Annotated in this window: 16 protein-coding genes and 1 pseudogene; 3 read left to right on the plus strand and 14 right to left on the minus strand. The window is 61.8% G+C overall.

From position 1 onward, the window contains the following. Nucleotides 1-34: 34 nt before the first annotated feature. Nucleotides 35-964, minus strand: a complete 930-nt coding sequence (locus FHT29_RS28735; protein WP_168600697.1) for a LysR family transcriptional regulator — start codon at nt 962-964, stop codon at nt 35-37. Between the two features lie 86 nt (nt 965-1,050). On the opposite strand from FHT29_RS28735, the gene FHT29_RS28740 reads away from it, so the two are divergent. The 3 genes from FHT29_RS28740 to FHT29_RS28750 all read left to right on the plus strand — a co-directional run bounded on the left by FHT29_RS28740 (nt 1,051) and on the right by FHT29_RS28750 (nt 3,363). Further along, nucleotides 1,051-1,947 carry an EamA family transporter gene (locus tag FHT29_RS28740; protein ID WP_037191776.1) on the plus strand — a complete coding sequence of 299 codons (897 nt, stop codon included), beginning with the start codon at nt 1,051-1,053 and terminating at the stop codon, nt 1,945-1,947. Nucleotides 1,948-2,109: 162 nt separating this feature from the next. Next, complete coding sequence (fdxA, locus tag FHT29_RS28745) at nt 2,110-2,451, plus strand: ferredoxin (protein WP_168600698.1); 342 nt, start codon at nt 2,110-2,112, stop codon at nt 2,449-2,451. A 21-nt stretch (nt 2,452-2,472) separates the two neighbouring features. Beyond that, complete coding sequence (locus FHT29_RS28750) at nt 2,473-3,363, plus strand: dihydrodipicolinate synthase family protein (protein ID WP_168600699.1); 891 nt, start codon at nt 2,473-2,475, stop codon at nt 3,361-3,363. 18 nt (nt 3,364-3,381) lie between these two features. Here FHT29_RS28750 and FHT29_RS28755 read toward each other — a convergent pair whose 3' ends face one another. The 13 genes and pseudogenes from FHT29_RS28755 to FHT29_RS28815 form a co-directional block, all read right to left on the minus strand. Next, nucleotides 3,382-4,776: an amidohydrolase family protein gene (locus FHT29_RS28755; RefSeq protein WP_168600711.1), complete on the minus strand. Its 1,395-nt coding sequence runs from the start codon at nt 4,774-4,776 to the stop codon at nt 3,382-3,384. Between the two features lie 12 nt (nt 4,777-4,788). Then, nucleotides 4,789-5,712, minus strand: coding sequence for a LysR family transcriptional regulator (locus FHT29_RS28760; protein ID WP_037191769.1), 924 nt, complete (start codon nt 5,710-5,712; stop codon nt 4,789-4,791). Between the two features lie 35 nt (nt 5,713-5,747). Beyond that, entirely contained in the window at nt 5,748-6,524 is a 777-nt protein-coding gene (locus FHT29_RS28765; protein ID WP_168600700.1) for an enoyl-CoA hydratase-related protein, read from the minus strand. After that, nucleotides 6,521-7,678 (minus strand): CoA transferase, encoded by a 1,158-nt coding sequence (locus tag FHT29_RS28770; protein ID WP_047561649.1) that lies wholly within the window; start codon nt 7,676-7,678, stop codon nt 6,521-6,523. Before FHT29_RS28770 ends, FHT29_RS28765 begins: the two co-directional genes overlap by 4 nt. Then, a complete protein-coding gene (locus FHT29_RS28775) occupies nt 7,675-9,033 on the minus strand; it encodes an FAD-dependent oxidoreductase (RefSeq protein WP_047561647.1) in 1,359 nt (452 codons plus the stop codon). Before FHT29_RS28775 ends, FHT29_RS28770 begins: the two co-directional genes overlap by 4 nt. A gap of 30 nt (nt 9,034-9,063) precedes the next feature. After that, a complete protein-coding gene (locus FHT29_RS28780; RefSeq protein WP_037191759.1) occupies nt 9,064-9,897 on the minus strand; it encodes an ABC transporter permease in 834 nt (277 codons plus the stop codon). After that, entirely contained in the window at nt 9,894-10,706 is an 813-nt protein-coding gene (locus FHT29_RS28785; protein WP_168600701.1) for an ABC transporter ATP-binding protein, read from the minus strand. Before FHT29_RS28785 ends, FHT29_RS28780 begins: the two co-directional genes overlap by 4 nt. A gap of 4 nt (nt 10,707-10,710) precedes the next feature. Then, entirely contained in the window at nt 10,711-11,745 is a 1,035-nt protein-coding gene (locus FHT29_RS28790; protein ID WP_113108823.1) for an ABC transporter substrate-binding protein, read from the minus strand. A 249-nt stretch (nt 11,746-11,994) separates the two neighbouring features. After that, complete coding sequence (locus FHT29_RS28795; RefSeq protein WP_037191751.1) at nt 11,995-12,714, minus strand: ParA family protein; 720 nt, start codon at nt 12,712-12,714, stop codon at nt 11,995-11,997. A 150-nt stretch (nt 12,715-12,864) separates the two neighbouring features. Continuing rightward, nucleotides 12,865-13,947 carry a chemotaxis response regulator protein-glutamate methylesterase gene (locus tag FHT29_RS28800; protein ID WP_037191748.1) on the minus strand — a complete coding sequence of 361 codons (1,083 nt, stop codon included), beginning with the start codon at nt 13,945-13,947 and terminating at the stop codon, nt 12,865-12,867. Nucleotides 13,948-13,950: 3 nt separating this feature from the next. Then, nucleotides 13,951-14,802, minus strand: a complete 852-nt coding sequence (locus FHT29_RS28805; RefSeq protein ID WP_037191746.1) for a CheR family methyltransferase — start codon at nt 14,800-14,802, stop codon at nt 13,951-13,953. A 12-nt stretch (nt 14,803-14,814) separates the two neighbouring features. Further along, the gene (locus FHT29_RS28810; protein WP_113108824.1) at nt 14,815-15,324 is read right to left on the minus strand and encodes a chemotaxis protein CheW; all 510 of its coding nucleotides are present in this window, start codon (nt 15,322-15,324) and stop codon (nt 14,815-14,817) included. Beyond that, nucleotides 15,325-15,575, minus strand: a pseudogene (locus tag FHT29_RS28815) (methyl-accepting chemotaxis protein); the annotation flags it as partial.

The raw sequence follows: 15,575 nt of genomic DNA on the forward strand, positions 1-15,575 counted from the left end.
TTGCTGCATAAGACCGGAACAATATAGCGTCCGCCTATGCGCGCGCCCGCGTTGGTGCGGTAAAGGCTGCGATCGTCATCTCGTCATGGCCCGCTTCGCCGAGGAGGCGCTTTGCAAGTTCCGTGGCGGGGCCACTCAGGGCATTGTCGGGCCGGATCAGGTGAAACGAGACGTGGTAGTCTATAGCCCTGTCGGAAACCGGTACCAGCCTGCCGCTTTCAATTGCCGCATCCGATAGCGGCGGTCGTGCCAATGCAACGCCCACGCCCTGAACGCAGGCATCGATGACGAGATTGTAGTCCTCGAACCGCCGGTCCTGTCCGCGCGGCAGGTATTCGACGCCCTCCGGAGCGAGCCAGCGCCGCCAGCCCTCGATGTTCGAATCGTGCAGGATCGGCATGGCGAGCAGCGATTGCGCATCGCGATTCTGCCCAAGCCTTTCCGCCAGCGAAGGCGCCGCGATCGGAAAGGATCTTTCGTGCCAGAGGGGCAGAGCGCGCACACCGGCCCACGGCCCCTTGCCGCAGCGGATGGCGAGATCCGTTCCCTCGCCAAAGTCCGCCAGACGATGTTCAAGGATCAGCTCGAGATGAATGTCGTTGCCTTCGAGCTTCGGCAGGCGGGAGAACAGCCATAGCGACGCGACGGAAGGTGTGAGGGAAAGACGAACCGTCGCCTTGTTGCGCCGGGGAAGCCAGCGCTCGCCGCTGTCGCTGAGAAGGGCAAGGGCCTCCTCAGCGCGGGCAAAGAAGCGCATGCCCTCCGGAGTGAGGCTTACGCCGCGCGGCTGCCGCGCAAAGAGCCGCACACCGAGCCAGCGCTCCAACCGCGATATCTGTCTTGAGACGGCGCCATGGGTGATGCCGCCTTCTTCGGCAGCTGCCGAAAAGGAGCCAAGGCGTGCCGCGCGTGCAAAGGTTTCAAGTGTATCGAGCGGCGGCAGTGCTTGCGAGCTGTGAACCATAAACACAGCTGATCATTGATTGCGGTGCTTTTCAAGCACGTATTGGGGGCCTATTCCACTCCCATGCAAATGGATGGGAGGCGAGCATGAGCATGTTGACGAGCGACGTGGGGGTAAAGGGCAGGTTTGATCTGGTGGCCTTTTCGGCTGTTGTCGTCACGATCATCTTCTGGGCTTCTTCGTTCGTCGTCATCCGCATCTGTCTCGGGCCCCTGACGCCGATAGAACTTGCGACGGCCCGTTATGTGACGGCGGGCGTCATCGCTCTTGGCTATCTGGCATTCAGATGGAGCGTCCCGACAAGAGGGGATCTCCTGCGGATCTCGATTGCCGCAATCCTTTTCATCGCCACCTATGCGGTGCTGCTGAATACAGGCGAACAGACCGTGCCGGCGGGGCCTGCGAGCTTCATCATCAACACCATGCCGGTGTTCACGGCATTGATCGCCATGTTTGCTCTCGGAGAGCGCTTCGGCTTCTGGGGGTGGATCGGCACGGCGGTTTCCTTCGGCGGCGTGGCGTTGATCGCTGCCGGAACGGGCGATGGGTTCAGCTTCGATCCAAACGCCATGCTGATCCTCGGCGCTGCTCTTTGCTCGGCAATCGCCAGCGTCCTGCAAAAGCCCGTTCTCGGGCGGCTGCCGGCATTGACGGTGACTGCCTGGGTGCTGTTCATCGGCTCCATTCCGCTTCTTCCGGCCGTGCCCGCCACCCTCAGAGCCTTGGCCGCCGCGCCGGCAGATGTGAACTGGGGCGTTGCCTATCTCGTGATCTTTCCGACCGCGGTCGGCTACGTTACCTGGGCCATCGCCCTGAAGCGGCTTTCGGCTGCACGGGCATCCAACTTCCTCTACGGGGTACCGCCGACAGCAACGCTTATCGGCTTCCTCTGGCTGGGAGAAACTCCCTCGACAATCGGCGCGATCGGCGGCGCCCTGGCGATCTTTGGGGTCGTCGTCGTCAACATGAGACGGCGGAAGTAGAGAGCGTGGCGTAGATGACAGCCGGCACCATGCTGCATGTTTGCCGTTTTACCGTTGCCGTTTCGGCAATGAAAGAGCCGCAAATCAGCGCTTCTTCAGAACGCCTTTGTTTGTCATAGTTTGGCTCAAGGCGGCCGCAGAGCGCGCCGCGAGGCGAATTTCATGGCTTATGTCATCACCGAACCCTGCATCGATATCAAGGATGGCGACTGCACCGTCGCCTGTCCTGTTGACTGCATCTACGAAGGCGGCCGGATGTTTTATATCCAGCCGCAGGAGTGCATCAATTGCGGGCTCTGTCTTTCCGTCTGTCCCGTCGACGCTATTCTGTGGGATCAGGAAATGCCGGCGGAGCGGCTGCTCCTCCGTGACGTCAACCGTGATTTCTTTGCCGACGAAGTGACCGGCTGGGGTGCCCCCGGCGGCTGGGACAAGAGCCGGACGACCAGCCAGGACCATCCCTTCGTCGCCGCCTATCGCGGACCTTCCGAAAACCGCTTGTGATACCATGTGAGGAGCCTTCTCGTGACGCAGACCCGGATAGCCGGCGTGATTGCCGCCGTGCCAACTCCTTTTGACCATCGCGGCGATATCGATGGCGATGCTTTCATCGAGCATGCTCGCTGGTGCCTGGATAATGGCTGCGATTTTTTGAACGTGCTGGGGACGACCGGGGAGGCCAATTCCCTCTCGGCCTCTCAGCGCAGTGCGCTGATGGCGACCGCGGCCCGTGGGCTGGACGGCGGCAGATTGATGGTCGGCACCGGTACACCGGATCTGGAAACCACGGTCGCGCTGACGAGGCGGGCCTTCGACCTCGGCTTTGCCGCCGCTCTCGTCCTGCCGCCCTATTATTATAAGCCCGTGGACGAGGATGGGCTGTTCGCCTGGTTTGCCGAACTCGTGAGGATGACGGCCGAGACGCCGATCGCGATCTATCTCTATAATTTTCCGCAATTGACCGGCATCGAATTCTCGCCAGCGCTTTCGGCGCGGCTCGCACAGGCCTTTCCGGAGCGGATCAATGGCGCAAAGGACAGCTCCGGCAATCTCGCCTATGCGCGCGAGCTTGCAAGGATCAGCGATTTTGCCGTCTTTCCCAGCAGCGAGGCGGCGCTTGCCGATGCCGATCGCGATGGCTATGCCGGCTGCATCTCGGCGACAGTCAACATCGACCCTCGCTCGTCGCAACGGCTATGGCGTGGTCAGCAGGATGCGTTGCTCTCCGAACGCGTTCGCAATCTGCGGCAAGTCATTGCTTCCCACCCCCTTATTCCCGCCGTCAAATATCTCGTCGGCAAACGCAGCGGAAATGCGATTTGGAACAAGGTGCTTCCGCCGCAATTGCAGATCACCGATAGGGTCAGGCTCGAGAGCCTCGATGCATTGCGGATTGGAGCGTCGGTCGATGCATGAGGCTGCAGTGGAGCAACATCAGGAGACACCAGGCCAGGCCGCGTAATAGGCTTTCGTCGCTTCGGACAAGGCGCGGACGAGGGGGCGTTGCTGCTCGAGCCTAGGCAAATCGGTCTTCGCCTGTGCTTTCAACTCCCGCAGGGCGGCATCGAAATCGACGCCGGTCAATTGCCCGTCGCGCATCACCTCACGTCCCGAAACGATCAGTCCCTTGGCATATGCGGCGCTCATGCGCGTCAGCAGGACTTCCGCCTCGTCGATGTCGTCGAATAGCGCGTCAGCGATCAGGGCCTGATAGTCCACGACGGTAAAGTCATCGGCGTCTTGTGCATTGATGACCTGGGCGCCGGTCCGGATGGCGGCGTCGAATAGCTGTCCTGCCGTCAGCCGGCGGATCAGTCCGCGGCCTCCATGCAGGAGATGGAGCAGCCGCATCTCCCGCCAGAGGTCCTGATCGTCGTCAAACCCGGTGCCGTCGAGGCCGACGGCGAAGGCAGGGCCGCCGGCTTCGGCGATCGCAGCGACCGGCGCCACCCCAGAGCGCAGGCGCAGATTGGCTGTAGGATTGCTGACAAGCTGGACGCCGCGCTCGGCCAACAACGCATATTCGTCGGGGCGCAATTGCACACCATGCGCGACTGCCAAGCGCGGCGACAGGAAGCCGATCCTGTCGAGATAGTTGACCACGCCTTCAGGAAAGCGCCGGTCGAGCCAGATACGTTGGCGCGGACTTTCCAGCAGATGCATGTGGATGCGCCTGTTGTTTACGGCGGACGCCTCCGCAATCGACGCCAGCAGCGCGTTTGAGCACCATTGCGGCCCGATGGGTCCATATTGCACATCGACCAGCGAGCTGGAGTTTGCTGCCGCAACTGCCTCGACCGCTGCAAGTTGCGTGCGGATCGGCGCATAGGCAGGAATGGTCGGCTCCAAGGCCTGCCAATCGCTTGCCGACAGGAAGGATTTGAGCCGTTGCGGCCCTCCGTCATAGGCCCAGGCATCGTGGTCGAGCAGCGGGCAGGACAGCGCAAGCCGAATGCCGATATCGCTGGCGGCGCGTATGACATCCTTTGCCTCGTCGACCAGACGGTCGACATTCAGTGAATTATGGCAATGCATGGTGGCGCCGACGCCGGTTCTGGCGAGCCGGCCGAAGGCGACAAAGGCCTCCAGGTAAGGGTCCGTGCGCGGACGCAGTCTCAGACCCGGTATCCACGCCTCCAAAGCATCGTCGAGGGCGCCGAAATCCAGTGTGCGGATACCGTAGCCGTGATCATGCGCGTTGACCGGCGAGGGCAACACCAGATCGCCGGATCCGACGTTGGCGGATTTCAGCGCCGGCGGTAGCTCCGCCTCGCTCTCGATCCTTCGGGCCGGCGCATGGCCGGGATTGAGCAGCAACCGCACCGATATCACCGCTTTCCTTTATCTTCCGACCACGGCATTGATCTTTTCACCGAATTTCGCCAGCTCCTCGCCCATCGCCTTGGCGACGACCTCGGTCGCGTGGGTGAGCTGGCGCCTGCGCGACACGACGATGCCGACCTCAAGATTGTGCAGTTTCGAGCCGGCGATCGGGATCGCGACGGCCTCTCCCGCCTCCAGCTCGCGCAGGAGGCCGAGCGGCGTAAAGAAGGCGACGCCTTCGCCGGAGAGGATCAGGGGCTTGAGCATCATCTGATTGTTTGTGGCGACCAGCGTGCGGCCGACTCGGTTGAGCGCGCCGAGCTCCACCGCGATCATCGAGCTCATGACTTCGTTGTCGAGCTGCAGCAGCATGTTGAACTGGGCGCATTCCTGCAAGGTCACCGACCTTTGCCGCGCGAGCGGATGGGTTCTGGAAACGATCACCATCAACGGCATGGGCACGCCATGGATGAGCTTCATGTCATGCGGACGGGCGAGATCGAAGGTCACGCCGATATCGACGTCTCCCTCGGCGAGGAAGCGGAAAATATTGTTGTAGTTGTCGGTGCGGATCCGAAAATCCACTGCCGGATGCTTCTTGTGGAAGCTGGACACGAATTCCGGCAGGAACTGAATGGCGAGGCTGTCGAGCGCGGCGATGTGGACGCGGCCGGTGCTTTTGCCGTGGAGATCGCCGAGATTGGATTTCATGATCTCGTATTCATGCAGCGTTTCCTTGGCGTGCCGCAGCACGATTTCTCCTGCCGACGTCAACCGCAAGCCATCGGAGAAGCGCTCGAACAGCGGTGTGCCGAGCTCGTCCTCCAACTTCTTGATCTGGCGGCTGACGGCGGAGGTTGCGACATGCAACTCGTCGGATGCCTTGCGGATCGATCCGGAGCGCGCGACCTCGGCGAAATACTTCAGGATGCTGGCATGCATGAAAAGCCCTCGGCAATCTCGAAGCTATAGCATGCCTACTTGCCGCGCCAAATCGGAGCGCGCTTCTCCTTGAAGGCAGCGACACCCTCCATGGCATCCTCGCTTTTCAGTGCCTTGATCAGGGCCGGCGTTCTCAGGGCCTGGGCTTCCGCCGGGCTCAGATGGGCGGTGCGGTTCACCGTCTGCTTGATGGCGCGCAACGACAGCGGCGCGCAGGCGACGATATCCGAGACCCAGCGATCGACGGCGGCGTCAAGCTCTGCAGCCGGCACGACCTCGTTGACGATGCCGAAGCCCGCCATCTCGTCGGCGCTGAATTGCCGTCCTGTCAGCATGACGGCCATGGCGCGATTGAAGGCGATCTTGCGCTGCAGCAGGATCATGCCGCCATCAAGCGGCATGCGGCCGACGCGCGCCTCAGGCAGGCCGAAGCGGGCGGTTTCCACGGCGACGACGATATCGCAGCCGAGCACCATCTCGAAGCCGCCGCCAAGCGCATAGCCGTTGACGCGGGCAATGACAGGCACGTCGAGTGAGCGGCGAAAAGCGAGGCCACCAAAGCCGTTCTCGCGTCCGACAGCCCAATAGTCGACCCCGGAACTGCCGCTGCCGCCTTTTAGGTCGGCGCCGGCGCAGAAGGCTCTCTCGCCTGCACCGGTCAGGACAACGCAGCTGATATCGTCGCGCCGTTCTATCTCGGACCAGATCGCGTCAAGCTCCGCCTCGGTCTCGGCGTCGACGGCGTTCATCCGGTCCGGCCGGTCGAGCGTCACGCGCGCGACCCGATCCTCGACTGAAAAGGCGACGCTCATGCCGCGTCTCCCTGGAGTTCGGAAAGCGAAGCCAGGATTTCGTCATTGTGCTGGCCAAGTCGCGGTGGCGCGATCCGCACGGTCACCTGCGCTGAAGACATATCGATCGGCGAGCCGATGAGGCGGATCGGACCAGCCGCCGTCTCGCCGGCTTCAAGGATCATCTTGTTGATGACGGTTTGTTCGTCCTTCAGCGCCTCCGGCAGTGAGCGCACCGGCGCGCAAAGGATATCGACACCCTCCAGCCGCTCGATCCAGTGCGCCGTACTGTTTTTGGCGAAATTGTCGCGGAAGATCGCCTGCAATTCCGGCCGCCGCGCCATCTGGGCGTCGAAATCCTTGTAGTGCGGATACTGCGACAGGTCCTCAATTTCGAGCGCCTCGCAGATATCGCGCAGCGGATTTGGCTTGAAGGCCCCGACCATGACGATGGCGCCATCCGTGGTTTCGAAAACGCCGGTCAGCGGGAAGGCGCCCCAGTTCAGGTCCTTCTGCCGCATCAGATGCGTCGTGCCTTCCTGCATCTGCATGGCGATCATGGAATTGTAGAGGCTGACGGCCACCTGCTGGCCTTCGCCTGATTTGTCGCGCTGCAGGAGAGCGAGCAGAATCCCCTGGACGAGATGCATGCCGGCCGAATAGTCGGCGAGCGGCGTCGCGTAGATTGACGTCGGATGGCTGCTGTCGGACTTGCGGCGCATGACGCCGGAGACGGCCTGCGCCAGCACGTCCTGGCCGCCCTTGTGCTGGTAGGGGCCGCTTAAGCCGAAGCCGGTGCCGACGGCATAGATCAGGCGCGGGTTGATCTTTTTCAGGTCTTCGTAGCCGAAGCCCATGCGTTCCATGACGCCAGGGCGGAAATTGTTGACGACGACATCGGCCGTCTCGATCAGCGTCAGCACGGACTTTTGTGCCGCCGGATCTTTCAGGTCCAGCGCCAGGCTCTTCTTGTTACGGTTCAACGAGCAGAAGACGGGATTGTTAAGGCCGTCCGGATCGGAGCCGAGCGACCAGCGGGAGAGATCGCCAATCTTGACCTTCTCGATCTTGATGACCTCGGCACCATAATCCGCCAGGACCTGCGTGCAGGATGGGCCAAGCATCACCTGCGTAAAATCGATCACGCGAATTCCGTCGAGTGGCAAAGTCGTCATTCTGCAGCCTCCAAATATGTCGCGTTCTCCGAGGGAATGTCGCCGGGATCGGCTCCCTGAGCCCGCATCTGCTTCTGTATTGCACTGACATCGGCCTTGCGGACGGTCGTTCCCGCGTTGAGGGCGACTGTTGCCGCGACCCCCGCCGCCTCGCCCATCGCCATGCAGGGCGGGATTTCCCGACTGGCCTTCTGTGCCTGCGGGGTTGCAGAATAATGCCGGCCGGCGACGATCAGCTGATCGATCTCCTTCGGCAACATCGCCCGGTAGGGCGTGTAGTAGTCGCGACCACGGCAGACCGTATCGGCGAAGTGACGGCGCGACATGACGTCGTCCTTGGTAACGACGTAGGCGCCTTCCAGCTGTCGTGTCTGACGCACTCCGGTCTGCGGTGCGAAATCGACGACATAGGCATTCTCGAAGCCCGGCATCTTCTGGCGGGCAAATTCGAGCAGCTTGGCTATGCGCGAGCGGCCTTCGATCTCGGCCTTGGTCAGATCCGCCACTTTCAGGCCGCTCAGTGTCGGCATATGCGGGCAGTTCAGCCAGACGATGCCCGGCAGCGGGGTTTTCAGCCACCAGAAGGACCAGCAGCCGCCGATCAGCCGCTTGGCCTCGTGATCGAGCGCCTTGAAGGCTTCGGGCTCCTCCCGTTCGAAGCGCTCGGCGGCCTCCGTATCGACGCCGCCCCAGCGCGAAACCGTCGTCAGGATGAAATTGGATTCGATATGCGCAGCGCCGGCGCTGGCGGCCACATCCAGATCGCCTGTCGTGTCGATGACGACGTCACCGAGGATGGCCTGCATGCCTTCCTTCGTCTGGCAGATCACGCCCTTGATCGTCCCATCCTCGACGATAGCCGAGGAGAACCAGCTATGGGTTCTAAGCTTGATCTTGGCTTCACCGATCATGTCGTAGGCGGCGCGTTTGAACGCGTCGGGATCGAATGCCGCCGAAAAGCAGATCGGATGCGGCATCGCCTGGGTGTGAAAGTCAAAGAGACCCCAACGCGCCCAGCGCTGCCAGGCCTCCGGCGTCTCCCTGAACTCGATCAGGCGGTCGCGATCGGTCGGCGTGACGCAAAGGCCCCAGACCTTCATCCGCTCGATCATTTCCATGCAGATGCCGCGCACGGTAATCTCAAGCTCGTTGATCATGTCGTCGAGCACCAGCACCATGCCGCCGGCGGCAAGGCCGCCGACATAGGGATAGCGTTCGAGAAGCGTGACGCTTGCGCCGTTCCTCGCGGCTGATACCGCTGCTGCGATGCCGGCCGGGCCGCCGCCGACCACCACCACATCGGAGCGATCGACGACAGAGATATCCCGTGCAGGCTGATGAATAACCTGTGTCATTGGTGTTTCCTTGATGTTGTTCTTGAGCGCTCAGTGCTGGCCGGCCGGTTTCCAGCGGACCATCTTCGCCTCGGCGATCGACACGATGAAAAACAGGATCACGGCGAGCAGGGCGGCAATCACCACCGTTGCGTAGAGAAGCGGCGAGCGGAAATTATAGGTTGCCTCGATGATGAGCGCGCCGAGCCCGAAACTGGACCCGATCCATTCGGCCACGATCGCCCCCATGACGCTGCTGGTCGCCGCGATCTTCAGGGCGGCGAAGAGGAAGGGCAGCGAGCTTGGAAGACGAACCTTCCAGAGGATTTCGGAATTGCTGGCCGAAAGAACCCTCATGAGATCGAGCATTGCGGGGCTCGCCGAGCGAAGACCCTGAACCATGTTGACCAGCGTCGGGAAGAAGCAGATGAGGCCGGCGATGATGATCTTGGGGGCGACGCCGTTGCCGAAGATCAGGACCAGGATCGGCGCGACGGCGATGATCGGGATCGCCTTGATGAAGACCGCAATTGGATAGAAGGCCTTCTCTGCGGTTGCGCTGTGAACGAACCAGATCGCCAGCAGGATCGCAACGAGATTGCCGAAGACGAAACCTAGGACGGCTTCGAGCAGCGTCGGCAAGAGATTGCGTGTCAGTGTCGCGGCATTGTCGCGAAACGCATAGAGGACATCGACCGGCGCTGGCGCCATGAAGGTCGGGATCTTGAAGATCCAGATGACGGCCTGCCACAGCACGATGCAGCCGAGTGCGGCGAGGATCGCCGGCATGTTCGAAGACAGGACGCCGATGGTCGCATCGAGGAGAGCCACCTTGCGCGGCGCCTTGGTGACCCCACGGATTTCGGAGTGCACGGCGTTGCTCATATGCATTCCTCCAGCAGGGCGCGCAGATGGGCTGTTACCCTGATGAAATCCACGGTGTCACGCATGGAAAGCGCACGGGGATAGGGCAGGTCGACCTTCATGAATTCCTTCACCCGGCCGGGATGGGCCTGCAGCATCAGCACATGCTGGCCGAGGAAGGCCGCCTCCGGGATGGAATGGGTCACGAAGATGATAGTGGTTCCCGTTTCCCGCCAGATGCGCAGCAGCTCCTCGTTGAGCTTGTCGCGGGTGATCTCGTCCAATGCGCCGAACGGCTCGTCCATCAGCAGGATGCGCGGCTTTGTCACCAATGCGCGGGCGATCGCCACACGCTGCCGCATGCCGCCCGACAGCTCATGCGGCAGGGCGTTCTCGCGTCCTTTCAGGCCAACCAATGTGAGCAATTCCATCGGATCGGCATAGGAGCTCTTGTCGTGCCTGCCGACTTCGAGCGGCAGGCGGACATTGTCGATGACGCTGCGCCATGGCAGCAGCGTCGCCTCCTGGAATACGAAGGCGAAATCGCGGCCTTCGCGTGCCTGGCGCGGCGGCCGGCCGAACACCGAAACCGAGCCGTTGCTGATGTGAACGAGGTCGGCGATGCAGCGCAGCAGGGTCGACTTGCCGCAGCCCGATGGTCCCAGCATGGTGACGAACGAGCCCTCGGGAATATCGACTGAGACGTTGGACAGGGCGGTGACCTCATTGCCCCTGTCTCCGAAGCGGATGTCGAGATCGCGAACGGAGACCGCAAGCCGTGCGGTTTCGGCACGCGGCATCGGCTCCTTGATGGTGGCGGCACTCATCATCGTATCACCCGATCTGTTTGCGAATGTCGGTCGTCGCATCGAGGATCGCCATCGTGGCAACATCGTCGACGGTCGGAACCGTGCCGGCAAACTGTTTCAGGTCGGCATAGGCCTTGATCTGAGCCGCCCAATTATCCTTGTTCATCGCGCCCCAGCCAGTTTGCTTGGTGCTGTCGCCGAAGGAGAAGTCGATGACCGAATGGACTGCCTCCAGTTCGCTTGCCTTGTCGAGATTGGGATAGGCTTCCACCAGCATGCCGACGGCTTCTTCCGGATGGTCGCGAACATAGCCCCAACCCTTGGCGGCTGCCGTCGTGAAGCGGACCAGCACGTCGGAATGCTTGTCCAGCTGCTCGTCGGTCGTGTAGTAGACGTTGGCGTAGAGCTGTAGGCCGGCATCCCAGAGCATCATGTCGACGCGATCATCTCCCAGCACCTTCAGCGCATTGGTATTCGTCACCCAGCCGGTCACCGCATCGGCCTGGCCGGTGATCAGCTGGTTCATGTCGGAGCCCATGTTGACCATCTTCACCTTGTCCTCCGGAATGCCGTTCTTGGCGAGAAGGGCGCGCAGCAGGATGAAAGCGGTGGGCTGAGTGGCGATCGTCTTGCCGATCATGTCCTTCGGCTCGCGGATCGGCGCCTTTTTCAACGAGAAATAGGTAAAGGGGTGCTTGCGATAACCAGCAAGAAACGCCTTGACCGGCATGCCGGCCGAGCGCGCGAGCATGACAGAGGGGCTCGAAGAAATCTGGCCGATGGTAGATTGTCCAGCGGCCACGCCGGCCACGCCATCGACATTCGGACCGCCGGGCACGATGGTGAGATCGATGCCCTGTTCGGTGAAGAAGCCCTTCTTCTGGGCCGCGACTTCACCGATCAGGCCGTTGGAAGCGAGCCAGCCGAGCTGCATGCGGACCTCGGCGACATCGGCAGCCTTGCCGGCGCGAATACCGATGAAAGTCTGCGTCGCGGCGAGACCCCCGACCAACGCAGCATTGGATAGGAAGCGGCGCCGATTCATCATGAATTGAGACATTCTGATAGTTCCCCTGTTGATCGGGCGATCGGACTTTTCGTCTCGTTATCCACCGATGGAGCGATGATGGGGGAATTCAGCGTTCTAATAAAGAACAATTATGCGGATTATTAATTGCCGAAAAGGCAACGCAAAGGGCAAGCGCGTCAGCCGGCGTTTTACGTGTACGAAGTCGGCAGCATGTCGCCAACGCGCTGCGTCACCACGCGCCGCGCAGGCGGCGAATAGGCCCATAAACCTGGGCGCTCGTCAGGCCGAGCGTTTGAGTTCGTCGGCCTTTGTCTGATCGACGCGGCCGCTATAGGGTAGAATGCGGCGCAGAACTTCCTGGGCGAGAGCCTGAGCATTTTGCCGGGCCTTGTCGAGATTGCTGACGCTTTCCGGGTCGATCGAATAGAGGGTTTGGCCATAGCCGAAGACTTCGCGATAAGCGGCGCGCTCGATGATGGGCGTGGAGAGCACATGGACCCGCCGGCTAGAGAGCAGTTCTTTCACCGACTGTAGTGCACGCGTGGTGACCATCGGATTGACGCGGGTCAGCACGACCGAGTGCGGGATACGAATATCGGCGCGATCTTCCAGATACTGGAGAAGCTCGATGACATTGGTGGCGCCCTCCGCATCCATGGCGGATCCCTGGACGGGGATGAGCACATAGTTCGAATAGCCGAGCGCCTGTGCGAGCAGGGGGCTGCGGGCGCCGGGCAAATCGATGAGAAGGAAATCGACCTCGTCGCGCAGCTTGCGTGCATGCTGGCCGAGATTGGCGGCTGTCACATAGGGAATGACGGATAGCGAGGATGGGGCCCTGTCGCCCATCCGTTCATACCATTTGGAAATCCATAACTGCGGGTCGGCGTCCAGCACAGCCACCGAAAAGCCCATTCTGACGAGCTCGCAGGCGACGATGACGACGGCGGTGGTCTTGCCGGCGCCGCCTTTCGTATTGGCAAAGGTCAGAACGGCCATGGGCACTCCGTGGGGTGATCGGTCGGGCAACGCAATGGGATGGGCGAAGGGCTGTCATGGCTTGTGGAGATGGTTACGCATTTATGGTTAACAAACCATTTTGAATGAGGCTGCAATCCGCCCCGGCAGCGGCTTTGCGCACCGTTACCATCAATGCCGTTTATCGGCAGCCAGGATCTCGCGGGCGATCTGATCGAGCGCCACGGTCCTGTCGACACCACCATGGGCGATCGCTTCCTTGGGCATGCCGAAAACGACGGATGTCTCCTCGTCCTGGGCGACGGTAAAGGCCCCGACCGCGTGCATTTCCTTCATGCCGCGGGCGCCGTCGTCTCCCATGCCGGTCATGATGATGCCCATGGCGTTGGCTGCAGCCGATCGTGCAGCGGAGCGAAAGAGGACGTCGACGGACGGCCGGTGCCGGGAGACGAGCGGACCTTCCTTAATGGAAACGACATAACGAGCGCCCTGCCGTTCCAGCAGCATGTGCTTACCGCCGGGTGCGATCAGAACGTGGCCGCGCAGCACAGGATCGCCGTGTTCGGCTTCCTTGACCTCGACTTCGCAAAGGCTGTTCAGGCGTTTGGCGAAGGCAGCGGTAAATTTCTCCGGCATATGCTGCACGATGACGATGCCGGGCGTGTTGGCCGGGAGTGCCACCAGCAGTTCGCGCAGCGCCTCCGTGCCGCCCGTGGACGCGCCCACGCAGACGATCATTTCCGTGGTCTTGGCCATGGCCCTGCCGCTCGGCGGCGGCAGCACCGCATCGGCTGTCAGCTTGGCAGTCGGTCCGCTTGCGGCAACCAGGCGCCGACGCGTGGTTCCAAGCCGGGCTGCTGCGGCGCCCTTGACGGTTTCCCGGATCATCGCGGCCGTCTCCGCCAGATGATCGGCGGCCGCGATCTTGGGTTTCAGGATGACGTCGACGGCGCCGGCCTCCAGCGCCTGCATCAGGGTTTCCGAACCGGCCTCGGTCAGGGAGGAGCACATGACGACCGGAATGGGGCGCTGCGCCATCAGCTTGCGCAGGAAGGTGATCCCATCCATGCGAGGCATTTCGACATCGAGCGTGATGACATCGGGAATTTCTTCCTGAATCTTCTTCGCGGCCACGAAGGGATCGGCGGCGACCCCCATGATCTCGATGTCCGGATCCGCCGAGAGCACCTGTGTCATCACTTGGCGCACGCTGGCGGAGTCGTCGACAATAAGCACGCGGATCTTTCTGGCCATGTGTCAGACCTTTCTGAAAACCGTGTTGGCGACCTGCTTCACCGGCAGGTTGAGCCCACTGATAGTTTCGGAATGACCGACATAGAGAAAGCCGCCCGGAACCAGCTTGTCGCAAAGCCGGGACAGCACCTTTTCCTGGGTCGGCTTGTCGAAATAGATCAGGACGTTGCGGCAGAAAACGATGTGAACCTTGTCGCCGATATCATAGGCCCGATCCATGAGGTTGAGACGGCCGAAGCCGATTCTTGCGCGTAATGTCGGATGGATGCGCACTTCGCCGCGTTGCGGGTCGCGGGCCTCCATCACATAGCGTTCGCGCCTTTGCGGATCGACCGGATCGACCATCGCGATCGGATAGACGCCCCTGCGGGCCGCCTTGAGGACATCTGTGGAAAGATCGGTGGCGAGAATGCTGTAATCCGGCGCACCGTTGGCTTCGCGATAATCCTCTATCACCATGGCTATGGTGTAGGGCTCGGCTCCGATGGAGCAGGCTGCACTCCAGACGCGCAGCCGGCGGTGGCCGGCTGCCAGAAGCTCAGGCAAGGCGGAGCTTTCCAGATGCTCGAAATGCTTCGGCTCCCGGAAAAAATCGGTCTTGTTGGTCGTGACCGCATCGATGAGGTGTATGGCCTCGCGATCGATGCCGCCGCGCTTGAAGAGGTAGTCGCAATAGTCATCAAGATCGATGATGCCGGTTGCCCTCAACCGGCGCCTCAACCGCCCCTCCAGCATGGTGCGCTTGCCGGGTGGCATCTTGATGCCGCTATAGTCGTAAATGTAGCGGGCAAGCTGGTCGAAGTTCCGCCGGCTTAACCCGTTGTCACCGTAGTCTCTCAGATCCTGGGCTGGCACTTTAACTCTCACTCAAATGGCGGCGGATCCGGCAACGGTCCGACCGGCGTCCGCGCTGACCAGCGAAACCGCGTCGGCCGGCGAAAAGAGTTTCGCCAGGTCGATGATGACAACGAATCCAGTTTCCCGGCGCACGACGCCCGCAATATATTCGGACGGCCAACGCACCCCGATATCGGGGGCGCTTTCGACCGATTGATGTTTGAAGGACGTGACCTCGAAGACCCGGTCGGCAACGAGGCCGAGCGTCAGCGCCTTGTCGGCGATTTTCACATCGATGACGAGGATGCGGGTATGCGGGGTCTTTGTCGTTCTGGACATGCCAAGGCGCAGGCGCAGGTCGATGACCGGTACGCCTTGGCCTCGCACGTCGCGCAGGCCGAGCAGATAGTCCGGCCCATGCGGAATGCGGAAGGCATCCTGATGATCCAGGATCTCTCTGACCACCTCGACGGGAACGGCAAAGCATTCGTCGTCGAGGCCGAAGGTCACATATTGGGCTTCTGAGTCGGGCACAGCCATTTACGCGCTCTCCTTGAATTCGGCATCATCGGCGTCAGGCCCACCCATGGACATGTCGAGGGAGAAGCCCTTGAGGCGGGCCTGCTGCGCGGCGACGCTGTTGTCGGCGCGGGCAGCCGGTGCCCTGGCAATCGGCGCCTTGGCGGCAGGCCTGGTCTTGGCCGGGCTGATCGCCTGATGGACGGGATGGTGTGCGGCCTGGGCCTTGCGTGCATTCGCCTGATCGACCTTGAAGAAGGCGATCGAGGCCT

Source organism: Rhizobium sp. SG741, assembly GCF_012275435.1.
GTDB classification, from domain to species: domain Bacteria; phylum Pseudomonadota; class Alphaproteobacteria; order Rhizobiales; family Rhizobiaceae; genus Rhizobium; species Rhizobium lusitanum.